This is a genomic window from Hymenobacter translucens, assembly GCF_020685205.1.
Lineage (GTDB): Bacteria > Bacteroidota > Bacteroidia > Cytophagales > Hymenobacteraceae > Hymenobacter > Hymenobacter translucens.
Map to the genome: position 1 here is coordinate 725,490 of NZ_JAJERB010000002.1, position 16,070 is coordinate 741,559.

Consider the following 16,070-nt stretch of genomic DNA (forward strand, 5'->3'; position numbering starts at 1 on the left):
AGTCTTTATTTAACCTGCATTTTCCCACCTCAAGAGTTTGTTTATGGAAGTCCGCCGCGCGTTTGATATTCTGCCGTATCAACTCAGCAAGTTCCCCAAGTCCGATTGCCTGGCCTCGAAGCAGGGAGGGGTCTGGCAAAAGATCAGCACCCAGGAACTCCTCGACAAAGCCAACCTTGTAAGCCTGGGGCTCAAGCACCTGGGCATTGGCAAAGACGATAAGGTGGCCATCATTTCGATGAACCGGCCCGAGTGGATGATGGCCGACTTCGGTATTTCCCAGATCGGGGCCGTGGGCGTGCCGATGTACCCCACCATCACCACCGAAGACTACAAGTACATCTTCCAGGACGCGGGCGTAAAGGCCGTATTCGTCGCCGACAAGAGCCTCTACAGCAAAGTAAAGGAGGCTACTGCCGAGCTGCCCGGGGTGAAGCACATCTTCACCTTCGACGAGGTAGCCGGGGCCAGGCATTTCAATGAGCTGCTCGAGCTGGGCAAGCAGGGCAACCCCGCCGACCTGGAGCCCCTGAAAGCCGCCGTGCAGCCCGACGACCTGCTCACGCTGATTTACACGTCGGGCACCACCGGCAGCCCCAAGGGCGTGATGCTCACCCACGACAACATTCTAAGCAACTGCCGCAACTCCCAGCCCTTCGTGCCCGTCACGAAAAACGACATGGCGCTGAGTTTCCTGCCGCTCTGCCACATCTTCGAGCGAATGGTGACCTACCTCTACATGATCAACGGGGTCAGCATCTACTACGCCGAGAGCATGGAGGTCATTGCCGACAACCTGCGCGAGGTGAAGCCCAACATCTTTACCACCGTGCCCCGCCTGCTGGAAAAGGTGTACGACAAGATTGTGGCGAAAGGCCACGAGCTGACCGGCGTGAAGAAAAGCCTGTTCTTCTGGGCCCTGAACCTGGGCCTGGAGTACGACACCCAGAAAAGCAAAGGCTTCCTCTACGACACGCAGCTGAAGCTGGCCCGCAAGCTGATTTTCTCGAAGTGGCAGGAGGCCCTGGGCGGCAACATCCGCGTTATCGTGTCGGGCGGCGGCGCGCTGCAGCCCCGCCTGGCCCGGGTATTCTGGGCCGCCGGCATCCGCGTAATGGAAGGCTACGGCCTCACCGAAACCTCGCCGGTAATTGCCGTGGGCGGCTTCGAGCCCGAAAACAACCTGATCGGTACGGTGGGCCCGCTGATCGACAACATGGAAGTGAAGATTGCCGCCGACGGCGAGATTCTGACCAAGTCGGCCTCGGTGATGAAGGGCTACTACAACAAGCCCGACCTCACGGCCGAGGTGTTCGACAAGGACGGCTGGTTCCACACCGGCGACATCGGCGAGTTCGTGAATGGCCGCTTCCTGAAAATCACCGACCGCAAAAAGGAGATGTTCAAGACCTCGGGCGGCAAGTACATTGCCCCGCAGGTAATCGAGGGCAAGCTCAAGGAGTCGCCGCTGGTAGAGCAGGCCATGGTGGTAGGCGCCGACCAGAAATTCCCGGCCGCGCTGGTGATTCCGTCCTTCGACGATCTGAAAAGCTGGTGCAAGCGCAACGGCGTCGACAGCAACTGCTCCAACGAGGAGCTGATCAAAAACGAGAAGGTGGTGAAGATGTACGAAGACCTGGTCAAGAAGTACAACGAAAGCTTCGCGCAGTGGGAGCAGGTTAAAAAGATTGCCCTGCTGCCCAAGCTCTGGACCGTGGAAACCGGGGAGATGACGCCCACCATGAAGGTGAAGCGCAAAATCATTACCGAGAACAACAAAAGCCTGATCGAGGACCTGTACCACCGCGACGAACGGCGTTAAGCTGGCGTTAAAGCGCCCCGCGTAAATCGTTTGGGGCCGTCGGGTACAAACCGGCGGCCCCAAACTTTTTTCTGCTCAACATAGTATGCAAGCATAACATATTCTTTGTATGTTTACCGCACTTCCCCTTGCGCATGAAACCCGAAGAAACCGTCGATTATAACATCAAAGTAGCCTGGCATGCCATTTCGCGCATGTACAACACCCAGGCCGCGCAGTACGACATTACCACCAGCATCGGGTTTGTACTGCTGAATATAGATCAGGAAAACGGAACTCCGGCTACCAAGATTGCACCCCTGCTGGGCCTCGAAACCCGTAGCCTCACCCGCATTCTGCGCAGCATGGAAGAGAAAGGGCTTATCTACAAGCAGGCCGATACCCAGGACAAACGCTCGGTGCGCATCTTCCTGACCGAGGTAGGGCTGCAGAAAAAGGAGATTTCCCGGCAGACGGTGCGCCACTTCAACCAGAAGGTGCGCGAGAAAATCCCCCAGGCCCAGCTCGACACCTTTTTCAAGGTAGTAGGCCAGATTACGGGCATGATTGAAGGCAAAACCATGTACGACGACTTTACCCTCCGCCCCCTGCGCTCTGAGTCGGCGGCTTAATCTAAGCTGCTAGCTATTGGCCTTTAGCCAATAGCTTTTTTGTTCGGGTTCCCTAGTCCTTACCCAATACCTGTTGTCGACCATAAGCTCGGCATGACGAGTAGTTGCACATCAGCCAACAGCCAAAAAACCATTTCTCACCCCTCATTCCCCCACGAATGAATCGTACCATCAAAAAAGTAGCAGTGCTGGGCTCCGGCGTTATGGGCTCCCGCATTGCCTGTCACTTCGCCAACATTGGCGTGCAGGTATTGCTGCTCGACATTGCGCCCCGGGAGCTGCTGCCCGACGAAGAAAAGAAAGGGCTGAAGCTCGACAGTCCGGCGGTGAAGAACCGGATTGTGAACAGTTCGTTGCAGGCCGCCGTAGCCAGCAACCCCTCCCCGCTGTACCGCAAGGCCGATGCCGTGCGCATCAAGACCGGCAACTTCGACGACAACCTCAAGGAAATTGCCGGCTGCGACTGGACGATTGAGGTGGTCGTGGAGCGCCTCGACATTAAAAAGAGCCTGTTTGACCGCGTGGAGCAGTTCCGCAAGCCCGGCACGCTCATTACCTCCAACACTTCCGGCATCCCGATTCACCTGATGACAGAAGGCCGCTCCGACGACTTCAAGAAGTATTTCTGCGGCACGCACTTCTTTAACCCGCCCCGCTACCTGAAGCTGCTCGAAATCATCCCGACCCCGGACACGGATCAGGCGGTGGTAGATTTCCTGATGCATTATGGCGACCTGTACCTGGGCAAAACCACGGTGCTGGCCAAGGACACCCCGGCCTTTATTGCCAACCGGGTGGGCGTCTTCGCCATCATGGACGTGCTGCAGGTGATGCAGAAGCTGGGCATGACGGTTGAGGAAGTAGATAAGCTGACGGGTCCGGTTATCGGCCACGCCAAGTCGGCCACCTTCCGTACCTCCGACGTGGTGGGCCTCGACACGCTGATGAACGTGGCCAACGGCCTGGCCCAGAACCTGCCCAACGACGAAGCCAAGGATGCTTTTGTGCTGCCCGACTTCCTCAAGAAGATGGGTGAGAACAAGTGGCTCGGCGACAAAACCGGCCAGGGCTTCTACAAAAAGGTCAAGGGCGAGGGCGGCAAGTCCGAAATTCAGGCCCTCGATCTGACTACGCTCGAGTACAAGCCCAGCAGCAAGGTGAAGTTTGCCACCCTGGAAGCCACCAAGCCGATTGAAAAGCTGGCCGACCGGTTCAAGGTGCTGGTAGGCGGCAAGGACAAGGCCGGGGACTTCTACCGCCAGACGTTTGCCGGCCTGCTGGCCTACGTCAGCAACCGTATTCCGGAAATCACCGACTCGCTTTACAAGATTGACGACGCCCTGCGCGCCGGCTTCGGCTGGGAAATGGGTCCGTTTGAAACCTGGGATGCCCTGGGCGTGCAGAAAGGGCTTGAGCTGGCGCAGGCTGAAGGCAAAACCGTCGCGCCCTGGGTAGAGGAAATGCTGGCCGCCGGCCACACGTCTTTCTACAAAGTGAACGAGGCCGGCGTCAAGCAGTTCTACGACATCGATTCCAAGAGCTACCAGAGCATTCCGGGTGTGGAGAACTTCGTGATTCTCGACAACCTGCGCGCTACCGGTAAAGTGGTGTGGAAAAACGCCGGCGCCTCGGTGCTCGACCTCGGCGACGGTATCCTGAACGTGGAATTCCACAGCAAGATGAACTCCCTGGGCTCCGACGTCATCCAGGGCCTGCTGAAAGGCGTGGAGCTGGCGGAGAAGGACTTCCGCGGCCTCGTAGTGGGCAACGACGGCCCTAACTTCTCAGCCGGCGCCAACCTGGGTCTCGTGTACATGTTTGCGCTGGATCAGGAGTACGACGAGCTGAATTTGATGATTGCCCAGTTCCAGCAGGCCATGATGCGGATGCGCTACAGCAGCATCCCGGTGGTCGGCGCGCCCCACGGCCTCGCCCTGGGCGGCGGCTGCGAGCTGAACCTGCACTGCGACCGGGTAGTGGCGGCAGCCGAAACCTACATGGGCCTCGTGGAGTTCGGCGTGGGCCTGATTCCGGCCGGTGGCGGCACCAAGGAAATGACGTTGCGCACCGCCCTCAAGTACGAGGAGGGGGAGCCCGAGCTGAATTTGATCCGCAACACCTTCGTCACCATCAGCACGGCCAAGGTCTCGACCTCGGCGGCCGAAGCCGTGGACCTGGGCTTTATGCGCCGGGGCGACGAAATCGTGGTGAACGGCAACCGCGTCATTGCCCAGGCCAAGGCGGCGGCTATTGAGCTGGCGGAGGCCGGCTACACCCAGCCGGTGCAGAAAACCAACATCAAGGTGCATGGCAAAGGCGCCCTGGCCATGTTCAAGACCGGCGTGTACGCCATGAAGGAAGGCCGCTACATCTCGGAGCACGACCAGAAGATTGCCGACAAGCTGGCTTACATCATGTGCGGTGGCGACCTGAGCGCGCCCACCGAAGTGTCGGAGCAGTACCTGCTGGACCTCGAGCGCGAAGCCTTCCTCAGCCTGACCGGCGAGCGGAAAACCCTGGAGCGGATTCAGTCGATTCTTACTACCGGCAAGCCGCTGCGGAATTAATGAAGTGGTTGTCAGTTGTTTGTTGTCAGTTGTCAGGTCGTTCTGATAAAGCTGACTCCAGAACAATACCAACAACTGACAACGAACAACTGACAACTAGAAAACCATGAACCAGACAGCCTATATCGTTGCCGGCTACCGTACGGCGGTGGGCAAAGCACCCCGCGGCGGTTTCCGCTTCACCCGCACCGACGACCTCGCGGCGGAAGTAATCAAGCACCTCGTGGCCTCCGTCCCGGCCCTCGACCCCACCCGCGTCGACGACGTGATTGTGGGCAATGCCGTACCCGAGGCCGAGCAGGGCCTGCAGATCGGCCGGATGATTTCCCTGCTCGCCCTGCCCATGAACGTGTCGGGCATGGTGGTGAACCGCTACTGCGGTTCGGGCGTCGAAACCATTGCTATGGCCGTGAACCGCATCAGCGGCGGCATGGCCGACTGCATCATTGCCGGCGGGGCCGAAAACATGAGCATGGTGCCCACCGTGGGCTGGAAAACCGTGCCCAACTACAACCTCGCCCAGAAGTACCCGCAGTACTACCTCGGCATGGGCCTCACCGCCGAGGCCGTAGCCCAGGACTACAAGATCAGCCGCGAAGACCAGGACCAGTTCGCCTACAACTCCCACCAGAAGGCCATTAAGGCTATCCAGGAGGGTAAGTTCAAAAGCCAGATCGTGCCGATTACGGTAGAGGAAACCTACCTCGACCAGGCTTCGGGCAAAAAGAAGACCCGCTCGTTCGTGGTAGACACCGACGAAGGCCCCCGCGCCGACACCTCGATTGAGGCCTTGGCCAAGCTGCGGCCCGTATTCGCGGCTAACGGCTCGGTAACGGCCGGCAACTCGTCCCAGACCTCCGACGGCGCCGCTTTCGTCATCGTGATGTCGGAGCGGATGGTCAAGGAGCTGAACCTGGAGCCCATTGCCCGCATGGTGACGTACGCTACCGAAGGCATTGACCCGCGCATCATGGGCATGGGCCCGATGAAAGCCGTGCCGAAAGCCCTGAAGCAGGCCGGTATGCAGCTCGACGACATCGACCTGATCGAGATGAATGAGGCCTTTGCCTCCCAGTCCATTGCCGTGATGCGGGAGCTGAACATGAACCCCGACAAGCTCAACGTGAACGGCGGCGCCATTGCCCTTGGTCACCCGCTGGGCTGCTCCGGTGCCAAGCTCAGCATCCAGCTGTTCGATGAGCTCCGGGCCCGGGGCCAGAAGTACGGCATGGTAACCGCCTGCGTAGGCGGCGGCCAGGGCGTAGCCGGCATCTACGAGCTGCTGAAGTAATTGCAATGGTCCGGTGGAGTTCTCAAGGAACTTGCCGGACCATTTTAATCACCCTAACGTACAGGAAGAGATGAAAAAGCGGCTGCGCAAGAAGCTTCGGCTTCAGGAGTTTCAGGAGCTGGGCTTCTCGGTCCGGCTTAAGCTGGACATGCCCGACACCGAGGAAGCTTATTTTTCCTTTTTCGACCGGCTGATTGAAGCCGTGGAGGCGAATAGTCTGCTGATAAGCGGCGGCCTCGACCACTTCTTCGTGGAAGCCGACTCGCGCCGCTCCGCTACGGATGCTGACCGCGAGGCGCTGGGCGTCTGGTTACGGCAGCAGCCGGAAGTAAAAGCCGTAACCGTCGGGCCGCTGATGGACGCTTGGCATGGCTCGTTTGCCGACGATATCGAAGAGCCAGCACCGTGAGCAGCTGACTTTTATTTTCGCAAACTACTCGGCAAGCATACCATATTTTCGTATCTTTCGCTATCTCAGCGGCAGCAGCTACGTAGAAATTAAATACTCGGCAAGCCTAACAGTTTGCCCTCCTTCGATACCCTCTTTCTTCCCACTTTACCATCTCCACTGTCATGGAAGTTACCAACAACCTTGTAAAAGGCGGCGAGTTCATCATCAAGGAAACCGACGCCCAGGACGTATTTACGCCCGCCGATTTTTCGGAGGAGCAGAACATGATGCACCAGACGGCGCTTGACTTCGTGGAGAAGGAAGTGCACCCGCTGCTGGAGCGCCTCGACAACCACGAGGAAGGCCTGATGCGCGGGCTGATGGAAAAAGCTGGTGAGCTGGGCCTCTTCGGCGTCAGCATTCCCGAGCAGTACGGCGGCCTCGACATGGACTTTCCCACTTCCCTCCGCGTGACGGAAGGCGTGGGCGGCGGCCACTCGTTCCCGGTAGCCTTTGCCGCCCACACCGGCATTGCCATGCTGCCCATTCTGTACTTCGGCAACGAGGAGCAGAAAGCCAAGTACCTGCCCGGTCTCACCAACGGCGAGCTGATGGGTGCCTACTGCCTCACCGAGCCCGGCTCCGGCTCCGACGCCCTGGGCGCCAAGACCAAGGCCATGCCCACCGAAGACGGCGAGCATTACGTGCTGAACGGCCAGAAAATGTGGATCACCAACGGCGGCTTTGCCGACGTGTTCGTGGTATTTGCTCAGGTGGATGGCGACAAGTTCACCGGCTTCATCATTGAGAAAGGTGCGCCCGGCCTGAGCCTCGGCAACGAGGAGCACAAGATGGGCATCAAGGGCTCTTCGACCCGGCAGGTGTTTCTGTCCGATGTAAAGGTACCCAAGTCGGCCGTGCTGGGTGAGATTGGCAAAGGCCACCTCATTGCCTTCAACATCCTGAACATCGGCCGCATCAAGCTGGCGGCTGCCTGCCTGGGCGCTTCCAAGATGGCCGCCACGCTGAGCGTGAAGTATGCCAACGAGCGGGTGCAGTTCAAGCTGCCCATCAGCAAGTTCGGCGCCATCAAGCACAAGCTGGCCCAGCAGGCCGTGCGCATCTTCGCCGTGGAATCGGCCATCTACCGCTCCGGCATGGACATCTTCCGCATGGAGCAGGAGCTGCTTGGCAAGGGCCTGAGCCACAACGAAGCCCTGCTCGGCGCGGCCCGGGAGTTTGCCGTGGAGTGCGCCATCCTGAAGGTGGAAGGCTCTGAGGTGCTCGACTTCGTGGTGGACGAGGGTGTACAGGTGTATGGCGGCTACGGCTTCTCGGCCGACTACCCCATGGACCGCGCCTACCGGGATTCGCGCATCAACCGCATCTTCGAGGGTACGAACGAAATCAACCGGATGCTGGCCGTCGACATGATCCTGAAGAAGGCCATGAAAGGCGAGCTGGACCTGATGGGCCCGGCCCAGGCCGTGCAGCAGGAGCTGATGGCTATTCCCGACTTCAACGTGGAAGAGGAAACCGGCCTGTTCTCGGCCGAGAAGAAGACGATTGCCAAGCTGAAGAAGGCTATCCTGATGGTCGCCGGCACGGCCGTGCAGAAGTACATGAACTCCCTGGCCAAAGAGCAGGAAGTGCTGATGAACATTGCCGACATGGCCATCAAGGTCTACACCGCCGAAAGCACCATCCTGCGCGTGGAGAAGGAAGCCGGCCAGAAGGGCGAGGAAGCCGTGGCAACCCAGATCGACATTGCCCGCGTGTACCTCTACGACACCGTGGACATGGTCAACAAGTTCGGTAAGGACGCCATTGCCACCATGACGGAAGGCGACGAGCAGCGCCTGCTGGCCATGGGCCTCAAGCGCTTCACCAAAGCCGACCTGTACAATGCCAAGGAAGCCCGTCGCCGCATTGCCGACGTGCTGATCCAGGCCAACGAGTACGCCTATTAAGGCAGTAAACCAGAATGCCGGACTTCGGAGCGCTACTGGCAGGTAGCTTCCGTGGGCCGGTAGGCTGACACAAAAAAGGCCGCTTCCAGCATCTGGAAGCGGCCTTTTGATTGTTGGCTAGATTCTTTAGTTTACCCGGATAAAGGGGCGGGTGAGCGAGAACCCCTCGCCCTGAATGCGGAGCGTATAGCTGCCGGGGCGCAGACCGGCTAAAGGCAGCTGAATTTCGGCGCTGGTTGCGCGCACCGTGGGCAGGGTCAGCACCTCGCGGCCCAGGGCATCAAGCACCTGAAGCTTCAGCAGCTGTCCGTCGGCCACTCCGGCCAAGCGCAGGTTCGTGTTCTGAGCGGCGGGGTTTGGATAAAGCTGAGCCTGTACCCCTGCGCTCCGGCTGGTACGGTTGCTCAGCTGGGTGTTAACCATGAGGCGGGCCACGCCGAAGCTTTTGGTTCCGGCCAGATTAGTGGTAGTGCCGGCCACTACAATCTTTTCATCTGGCTGCACAGCCATGTAGGCGGCTTCCATCCCGGGCAGCTGAATGCTGCCCATGGAGTTGGTAATCGGCTGTCCAGTGGAAGTGAGGCGCACGATGCTCAGGCCGGCGGAGGTCTGAACGCCAACCACGAATTCCCCGGCCGCATTCAGCTGGAACCCCGCGAGGCTCTGGCCGTTGGCGCCGCCAAAGGCAAACTTCGACAGTCCGCCCCGTCCAAAGGTGGGATCGAGCGTGCCATTTGCCTGGTAGCGGGCTACCCCTACGGAGTCGTTTACCAGCCGGCTACCGATGTAGTAGAACTGCAGCGACGCTACCACAATCTTGCCATCGGACTGCAGCAACAGCTTTTTCCATTCCAGGCCCCGGCCACCATTGGCTGTCGTGAGCACGGCAATACCGTTGATGCCAAAAGAAGCATCATACTGGCCATTCGGCTGGTAGCGGACAAGAGACGCGCCCTGGGGACCCACGTAATTCTGATTCATTACATAATGCACGCCCGCCGTGAGCAGGCGCCCCGCCGGATCGACTACCGAGGCAGAGGGGGTTTTGTCGGAGTTCGAGACGGTGGGGGTCGTCTCGTTACCCGTCGTCGGGTAGGTATGGGCGTAGGTGTTATCCAGCGTGCCGTTGGGCAGCAGCCGCGTGATGCTGGCCGTATAGGAGGACGAGAGGCCGTAGCGGCGGCTGACGGTTAGCAGGCTACCATCGGGCTGCTGGCTTACCGAGTTGATGCCGGCACCCAGACCACCGCTGCTCATCACCGGCACGTAGCGCCCATCGCTGCCAAAAGATTGATCAAAGGCGCCGGAGGCGAGGTAGCGGGCGATTACCGGATGGACCGGCCCGGAGGTCAGCATCATCCCACCAACCACGAGCTTGCCATCGGCTTGGAGAAGAATGGAGGTGGGCTCGGCGTACCGGATAGTGGTGCCAGGCGTAGTGCCAGCTGGCAGGGCGAAGCTATGGCTGAGCTGCCCGGCTGTACCAAAGCCGGCATCGGGTTGTCCCTGGGAAGTCAGGCGGGCAATGCCAAACAGGTCACCGGTACGGCCGGCAACTACAAGTCGGCCATCGGGCAGCAACTGCAGACCGCGTACCGCCTCAGTTGAAGAGGCCGTTGGGAAAGTGACCTGGGTCCGGCCCGCTGTTCCAAAACTTGGGTCCAGAATGTAGGTCTGCCCATGGGTAACAGTGCTGCCAAGACTAATAAGCAGTGCGGTAAGAGGAATAGAAACGCGCATAAACGGTGTGTTAGTGGTGATGAACAAAAACTTTAGGTAAAGCAGGGTTACGGGTAACTCAACCGAAAGATAGAGAAATAGCTACTTCTATTGTAGCCCGCCGGCTGACCGTTAAATAGGAGTCGATATAAAGAAAGGGGTGAGAAGAGCGAATCCAGTTCAGTGCAGGGCAACAGCAAAAAAGCCAGCCCAACCGGGCTGGCTTTCGGGGCCGGGAGCGAACAGCCATCAGGCTACTTCAGCACAATCTTGTTCAGCATCAGCGCCGCCGACTTTTTACTGGGCCGGCTCACGGCCACGATAGTCTTGGAGTCGAGCCAGGCCGTGAAGTCCTTGACGTAGGAAAGGCCCTGGTCAGCGGCCACGGTCAGGCGCAGCTTCTGCGGGGCCGAAACCACGCCGGTTGCCGCATTTACCCGCCGCAGGTAGAGGTCCGATTTGCCTTCCAGCTTTTCCTGGGTTACAAACTGCAGATCGGACCCCAGCGCGGAGGCCCGGTAGCCCAGCCCGGTAAAGCCTTCGGCGGCGGAGGCCACCTGGTTTTTGGGGATGATGGTATGCCAGGTTGGCGTCTGGAACTCATTGTAGCCAAACAAATGCAGCTCCCGGGCGTGGGCCGGCGAGTTGTCGCCGCCTTCCTCAAACTCCTTTTCGGCCACCACGACCAGCTGCTTTTCCGGCGTCAGCAGCAGATCCGAGAGGTACACGTCCTCCAGGCGCTTGGAGCTGGTCTGCCCCACCTTGTTTACTTCGGCCAGGTATTCGGGCGTGAACCGGAATTCGGGCGCAAACTTCATGTCGCCCTCCCCATTGGTATCGAAGCGCACCACCTTCAGACTGTAGTATTCTCCGGTTTCGCGCTCGGTGCAGAGCAGGGCAGCGTAGAGCGTATTGTCGGGCTCCAGCCGAAACCGGGTGTCAAGCACGGTTACCACTTTGCCGCCAAAGGTGCCCCCCACGGCCACCGACATCACCCGGATGTCGGGGTTGTCGTTGCGGTAGCGGCGCAGGGTCAGCTTTTTCATCTCGTCGCTCACCAGCGTCACAAACTGGGTGCCGTCGTTGCCGATGTGAACGGTAGTGGAGAAAAAGGCGCCCTGGTCGTGAAAGTCGTAGGTGCGGTCTTTTAGCTTGGCTAGGGACTCATCGTACACGCTGGCGTTGATGGCCCGGATCTGCTCGCCGCGCAGCACGTACTGCCAGACCGCCAGCTTGGTGCCGTCGGGTGAGAAGGCGGCGCCGGGCCGGCGGCCGCGGGCGGTAACGTCCAGCAGCTTCTTGGCTGGCTTCTTCTGCCCGCTCTGCAGGTCGATAGGCTGGGCCGTCAGGCTTTGGGATGCCTCGTTCTTTTCGAAGATGAGCACGGTGGCCTGCCGGGCGCTGCGGGCAAACCCATCAATGCGCTGGTCGGCCGAGAGCGGAATGGCGGTGGCCCAAAGCCGCTTCAGCTCACTGTCGTACCGCTCCACCGCGTACTCAGTTCCGGCCTTATGAGCCAGAATGATGAAGCCTCCGCCGGGTAAGGAAAGTGTCTTGTTCTGGACCCGCTTGTTGTAATGGTCTTCTGACTGCTCGGGTAAGTAGCTGAACGGTACGGATTTCACTTTCTGAGCCAGGGCCGGGCCTGCGCCGGTGAATGCCAGCAGAAAGGCTAGAGTAATCAGAAAAATAATGCGCACAACCAAAAGCAGTTAGGTGAGAAAGGGAAAGGAAGTAGCTAAAAAAACCGTTCCAAAGGTATCAACTACGGGACCATGCCCGTACACAGCGCGAGCCACGAGCGAGGGTGAGGTTGAGCTTAACGACGGTTTCTTGATATAGAGCTAACGCTAGGGAAACCCTGCCGCAACAGCGCGGCCTTACCTTTGTGAACAGCGTCCTGCTTCCGGCGGACGTAGCCGGAGAGGATATAGAATAGAATTAAATTCATATCTTTGAGGACTTAAAACAGGCTTATGTAAGTTGAGTACTGATTTTTTTCAGTATCTTAAATCTCTTGGAACCTCAAACGGATGCCTTTGGTCTGACTTTTGCAACGCGCAGCACCCCAACACACACTACCCGCTATGAAATTTTTACTCCGCTTCATCTTACTCTTTGGCCTGATCGTGGTCGGAAAAATGGTTAAAGAACCTGCTTCCACTCCCACGACAGTCAAAGCTCAGCCGATTGGAGCTCCCGTTCACATCACCTCTTTTTTTTCACAACGTCCCACTTCATCAAACTCCCACAGCTCGACGTCCAAACTCTGGCGCCTTGCGAATGGAGAGGGAGGTGCTTCCTCTTCTACTCTTAAGTAGTTCGAAAAAACGGCCTTACCGGCCGTTTTTTTTGTGCCCTAGCTGATCCGGCTCCAGTTGATGGCCGTCGACGACAGCGACTCGATGTGGCGGCGGATATTCTGGTTCTGGGGCAGGGCCAGCTCCGGATCTTCATTCAGCAGCTCCTGGGCCGCCGCCCGCGACTCGCTCAGGATACGCCCATCTTTGGCCAGATCGGCAATGAGCAGGTCCAGCACCCCGCTCTGCTGGGTACCCATCAGGTCGCCGGGGCCGCGCAGCTTCAGGTCGATGTCGGCAATTTCAAACCCATTGTTGGTCCGGACCATCGTTTCCAGGCGGGTCCGGCTGTCCTTGCTGAGCTTGTAGCCCGTCATCAGGATGCAGTAGCTCTGGTCGGCGCCCCGGCCCACCCGGCCCCGGAGCTGGTGCAGCTGGGACAAGCCAAACCGCTCAGCGCTTTCAATCACCATAACTGAGGCATTGGGCACGTTCACGCCTACCTCGATTACGGTGGTAGCCACCATAATCTGGGTTTCGCGCTTCACGAAGCGCTGCATCTCGTAGTCTTTCTCTTCGGCCTTCATACGGCCGTGCACAATGCTGATCTGGAACTCCGGAAAAGCCCGCTGAATACTTTCGTAGCCGTCGGTCAGGTCCTTGTAGTCCAGGGTTTCGGATTCCTCGATAAGCGGATACACGATGTACACCTGGCGGCCCAGCGCAATCTGGTCGCGCAGAAACTGGAATACCTTCAGGCGGTTCGAGTCGTAGCGGTGCACCGTCACAATAGGCTTGCGGCCGGCGGGCAGCTCGTCAATCACCGACACGTCCAGGTCGCCGTAAAGCGTCATGGCCAGGGTGCGGGGAATGGGCGTAGCCGTCATTACCAGCACGTGCGGGATGATGTGGGGGTTTTTCTGCCAGAGCCGGGAACGTTGGGCCACGCCAAAACGGTGCTGCTCATCCATGATGGTCAACCCCAGGTTGCGAAACTGCACCACGTCTTCCAGCAGGGCGTGGGTGCCGACCAGCATATGCATCTCCCCGTTGCGCAGCTGCTCGTGCAGGACCCGCCGCTCGGCCGTCCGCGAGCTGCCTGTCAGCTTACCGATGCTAATGCCGAGCTGGTCGGCGTACACCTTCAGGCCGGTGTAGTGCTGGTCGGCCAGGATTTCGGTGGGCGCCATCAGGCAGCTCTGGGCCCCGTTGTCGGCCGCCATCAGCATCGAAATAAAGGCTACAATCGTCTTGCCCGAGCCCACGTCGCCCTGCAGCAGCCGGTTCATCTGCCGGCCCGAGCAGAAATCCTTGTAGATGTCGTGGATAACCCGCTTCTGGGCCCCGGTCAGATCGAAGGTGAGGTGGTTTTTGTAGAAGTCCACCAGCGTAGGGACTTCCCGGAAAATCTGCCCGGCCAGCTCCACTTTGCGCTGGGTTTTCTGGCGCAGCAGTTTGAGCTGCACGTAGAACAGCTCTTCGAACTTCAGCCGGAACCGGGCCGCCTGCAGCAGCTCGGTACTCTGCGGAAAGTGAATCTGCTGCAGCGCGTCGGCCTTGCTCATCAGCCCGTACCGCGCAATCAAGGCCGGCGACAGGGTTTCGTGAATGTGCGGTAGGGCAATCCGCAGCAGGTCGGCCGTCAGGCGGGCCAGGGCCTTGCTGTCGAGCCGGTGATAGTTCTTGAGCTTTTCGGTGGTGTTATACACCGGCTGGAGGTAGCTCTGCCCGGGCTTGGTTTCGGTGACTTCCTCCAGCTCAGGGTGGGCCATCTGCGGCTTGCCGTTGAACAAAGAGGGCTTGCCGAAGACGATGTACTCCTGGTGGTTCTTCACCATGCTCTGGAGCCACTTTACGCCCTTGAACCACACCAGCTCCAGCTCCCCGCTGGCGTCGGCCACCTTGGCCACCATGCGCTGCTTGGGGCCTTCGCCCACCACCTCCCGGCCCCGAAGCACGCCCTTCACCTGCACATAAGGCAGGTCGTCGTGCAGGTCCACGATGTTGTAGAACTGGGTGCGGTCGAGGTAGCGGAATGGGTAGCGCTGAATCAGGTCTCCGTAAGTGAAGATGTTCAGCTCCTTTTGCAGTAGGGTGGCCCGCTGGGTGCCCACGCTGCGCAGGTTCTCGATCTTGGTGTTGAAAAAGCTCATTAAGCAGCTGCCAGCGGTGGGCGCTTAGCGGAGATAATTAAAGCAAACGGCAGTCAGGCGGGCGAGGCAGGGCCGCTACTTGTATTTCAGGGTGTTGATGAGCTGCACGATATCGCGCTTCATGTAATCAATAACGGGCGCCAGGGAGTCGTTGGCTGTGGCAACGGGAAAATACAGCGCGCCCCGGAAAAAATGGCGGGTACTGTCGGTCGTGAAGAACTGAAACTGGCTTGGTACTTCGCCCGATAGTTCAAACACCGACACGCGCATGCCGTTGGGGGTAGTCAGCAGGCTTTCCTCAATGCCCGTCGCCTTAATCTGGTGCTTGCCCGTCAGCTTGCGCGCGTCCTCCATCATCTTGTTGAACAGTTTCCGGTTCTGGGTCACGCTGGTGTAGGTAAGCTGCACGTTGGCGTGCAGCTTGGGGTAGTACACGTTGATCCAGTGGGGCTGGGCTAGGTAGGAGCTGTCGGGCAGAATCCGGGCATGGCGCGAATACTCAAACGTATAGGGGTGGCCGGCCTCCAGCTGTTGGTACTCGTGGGGTGGCAGATCAATGCGGTTGTACCCTTTGGGCTTGGGCGTGTAGTCAGGAGTTGACGAGCAGCCAGTAGCAAACAGCAGCGTGCTGAGCAGCCCCGCCAGGAAAGAGCGTGGAAAAGACAAAATGAGCATTAGGGGCGAATGGAAGTGCGTAGTCAAAGGTAGCTGGAATCAGCCGGCCCATTACCAGCCTTAGCCAAACGTAGAAAGCCCCGGCATCGTGCCGGGGCTTTCATCTGAAAGGTTGAAAAATGCCTTAGAAAGGCAGCTGGTCGAGTTCCGGCTCCTGCCGGAACGTCTGCTGGGCCTCGGCCGCCGCGTGCTGCTCCCCGTTGCCGTTCGAGCCGTTCTGCCCGTCGGCGTGCGGACGGCCCCCGAGCATCGTGATTTCGTCGGCTACAATCTCGGTGATGTACCGGGTCTGGTTGTCCTTGTCCTGGTACTGCCGGGTCCGGATCCGCCCTTCGATGTACACCTGCTGACCTTTGCGCAGATACTTCTCCGCCGTCTCGGCCAGCCCGCGCCAGGCAGTGATGTTGTGCCACTCGGTACGCTCTACCCGGTTGCCGGATTTGTCTTTGTAATAGTCGTTTGTAGCCAGGGTAAAGTTGGCCACGGCCGCGCCGCCTTCGAGGTGGCGGACTTCCGGATCTTTACCCAGGTTGCCGACCAGAATTACCTTGTTGATTCCTGCTGCCATGAG

Annotated in this window: 11 protein-coding genes; 6 read left to right on the plus strand and 5 right to left on the minus strand. The window is 59.1% G+C overall.

The window, feature by feature from the left end; translation table 11 throughout:
* Positions 1–43 precede the first annotated feature (43 nt).
* The 6 genes from LJY25_RS06795 to LJY25_RS06820 all read left to right on the plus strand — a co-directional run bounded on the left by LJY25_RS06795 (position 44) and on the right by LJY25_RS06820 (position 8,652).
* Entirely contained in the window at positions 44–1,822 is a 1,779-nt protein-coding gene (locus LJY25_RS06795) for an AMP-dependent synthetase/ligase (RefSeq protein ID WP_227607542.1), read from the plus strand.
* 134 nt (positions 1,823–1,956) lie between these two features.
* Entirely contained in the window at positions 1,957–2,433 is a 477-nt protein-coding gene (locus LJY25_RS06800; protein ID WP_227607543.1) for a MarR family winged helix-turn-helix transcriptional regulator, read from the plus strand.
* A 158-nt stretch (positions 2,434–2,591) separates the two neighbouring features.
* Positions 2,592–5,000: a 3-hydroxyacyl-CoA dehydrogenase/enoyl-CoA hydratase family protein gene (locus LJY25_RS06805; protein WP_227607544.1), complete on the plus strand. Its 2,409-nt coding sequence runs from the start codon at positions 2,592–2,594 to the stop codon at positions 4,998–5,000.
* Between the two features lie 106 nt (positions 5,001–5,106).
* Positions 5,107–6,291 carry an acetyl-CoA C-acyltransferase gene (locus tag LJY25_RS06810; protein ID WP_227607545.1) on the plus strand — a complete coding sequence of 395 codons (1,185 nt, stop codon included), beginning with the start codon at positions 5,107–5,109 and terminating at the stop codon, positions 6,289–6,291.
* A 70-nt stretch (positions 6,292–6,361) separates the two neighbouring features.
* Positions 6,362–6,700, plus strand: coding sequence for a 50S ribosome-binding protein YggL (locus LJY25_RS06815; RefSeq protein ID WP_227607546.1), 339 nt, complete (start codon positions 6,362–6,364; stop codon positions 6,698–6,700).
* 164 nt (positions 6,701–6,864) lie between these two features.
* Complete coding sequence (locus LJY25_RS06820) at positions 6,865–8,652, plus strand: acyl-CoA dehydrogenase family protein (protein ID WP_227607547.1); 1,788 nt, start codon at positions 6,865–6,867, stop codon at positions 8,650–8,652.
* A gap of 126 nt (positions 8,653–8,778) precedes the next feature.
* Here LJY25_RS06820 and LJY25_RS06825 read toward each other — a convergent pair whose 3' ends face one another.
* The 5 genes from LJY25_RS06825 to LJY25_RS06845 form a co-directional block, all read right to left on the minus strand.
* Positions 8,779–10,392, minus strand: coding sequence for a T9SS type A sorting domain-containing protein (locus tag LJY25_RS06825; protein WP_227607548.1), 1,614 nt, complete (start codon positions 10,390–10,392; stop codon positions 8,779–8,781).
* A gap of 233 nt (positions 10,393–10,625) precedes the next feature.
* Complete coding sequence (locus LJY25_RS06830) at positions 10,626–12,071, minus strand: hypothetical protein (RefSeq protein WP_227607549.1); 1,446 nt, start codon at positions 12,069–12,071, stop codon at positions 10,626–10,628.
* 659 nt (positions 12,072–12,730) lie between these two features.
* Positions 12,731–14,824: an ATP-dependent DNA helicase RecG gene (gene recG / locus LJY25_RS06835; protein ID WP_227607550.1), complete on the minus strand. Its 2,094-nt coding sequence runs from the start codon at positions 14,822–14,824 to the stop codon at positions 12,731–12,733.
* Between the two features lie 75 nt (positions 14,825–14,899).
* Positions 14,900–15,499, minus strand: a complete 600-nt coding sequence (gene gldD, locus LJY25_RS06840) for a gliding motility lipoprotein GldD (protein ID WP_227607551.1) — start codon at positions 15,497–15,499, stop codon at positions 14,900–14,902.
* Positions 15,500–15,623: 124 nt separating this feature from the next.
* Positions 15,624–16,067, minus strand: coding sequence for a single-stranded DNA-binding protein (locus LJY25_RS06845; RefSeq protein WP_227607552.1), 444 nt, complete (start codon positions 16,065–16,067; stop codon positions 15,624–15,626).
* Positions 16,068–16,070: the final 3 nt, after the last annotated feature.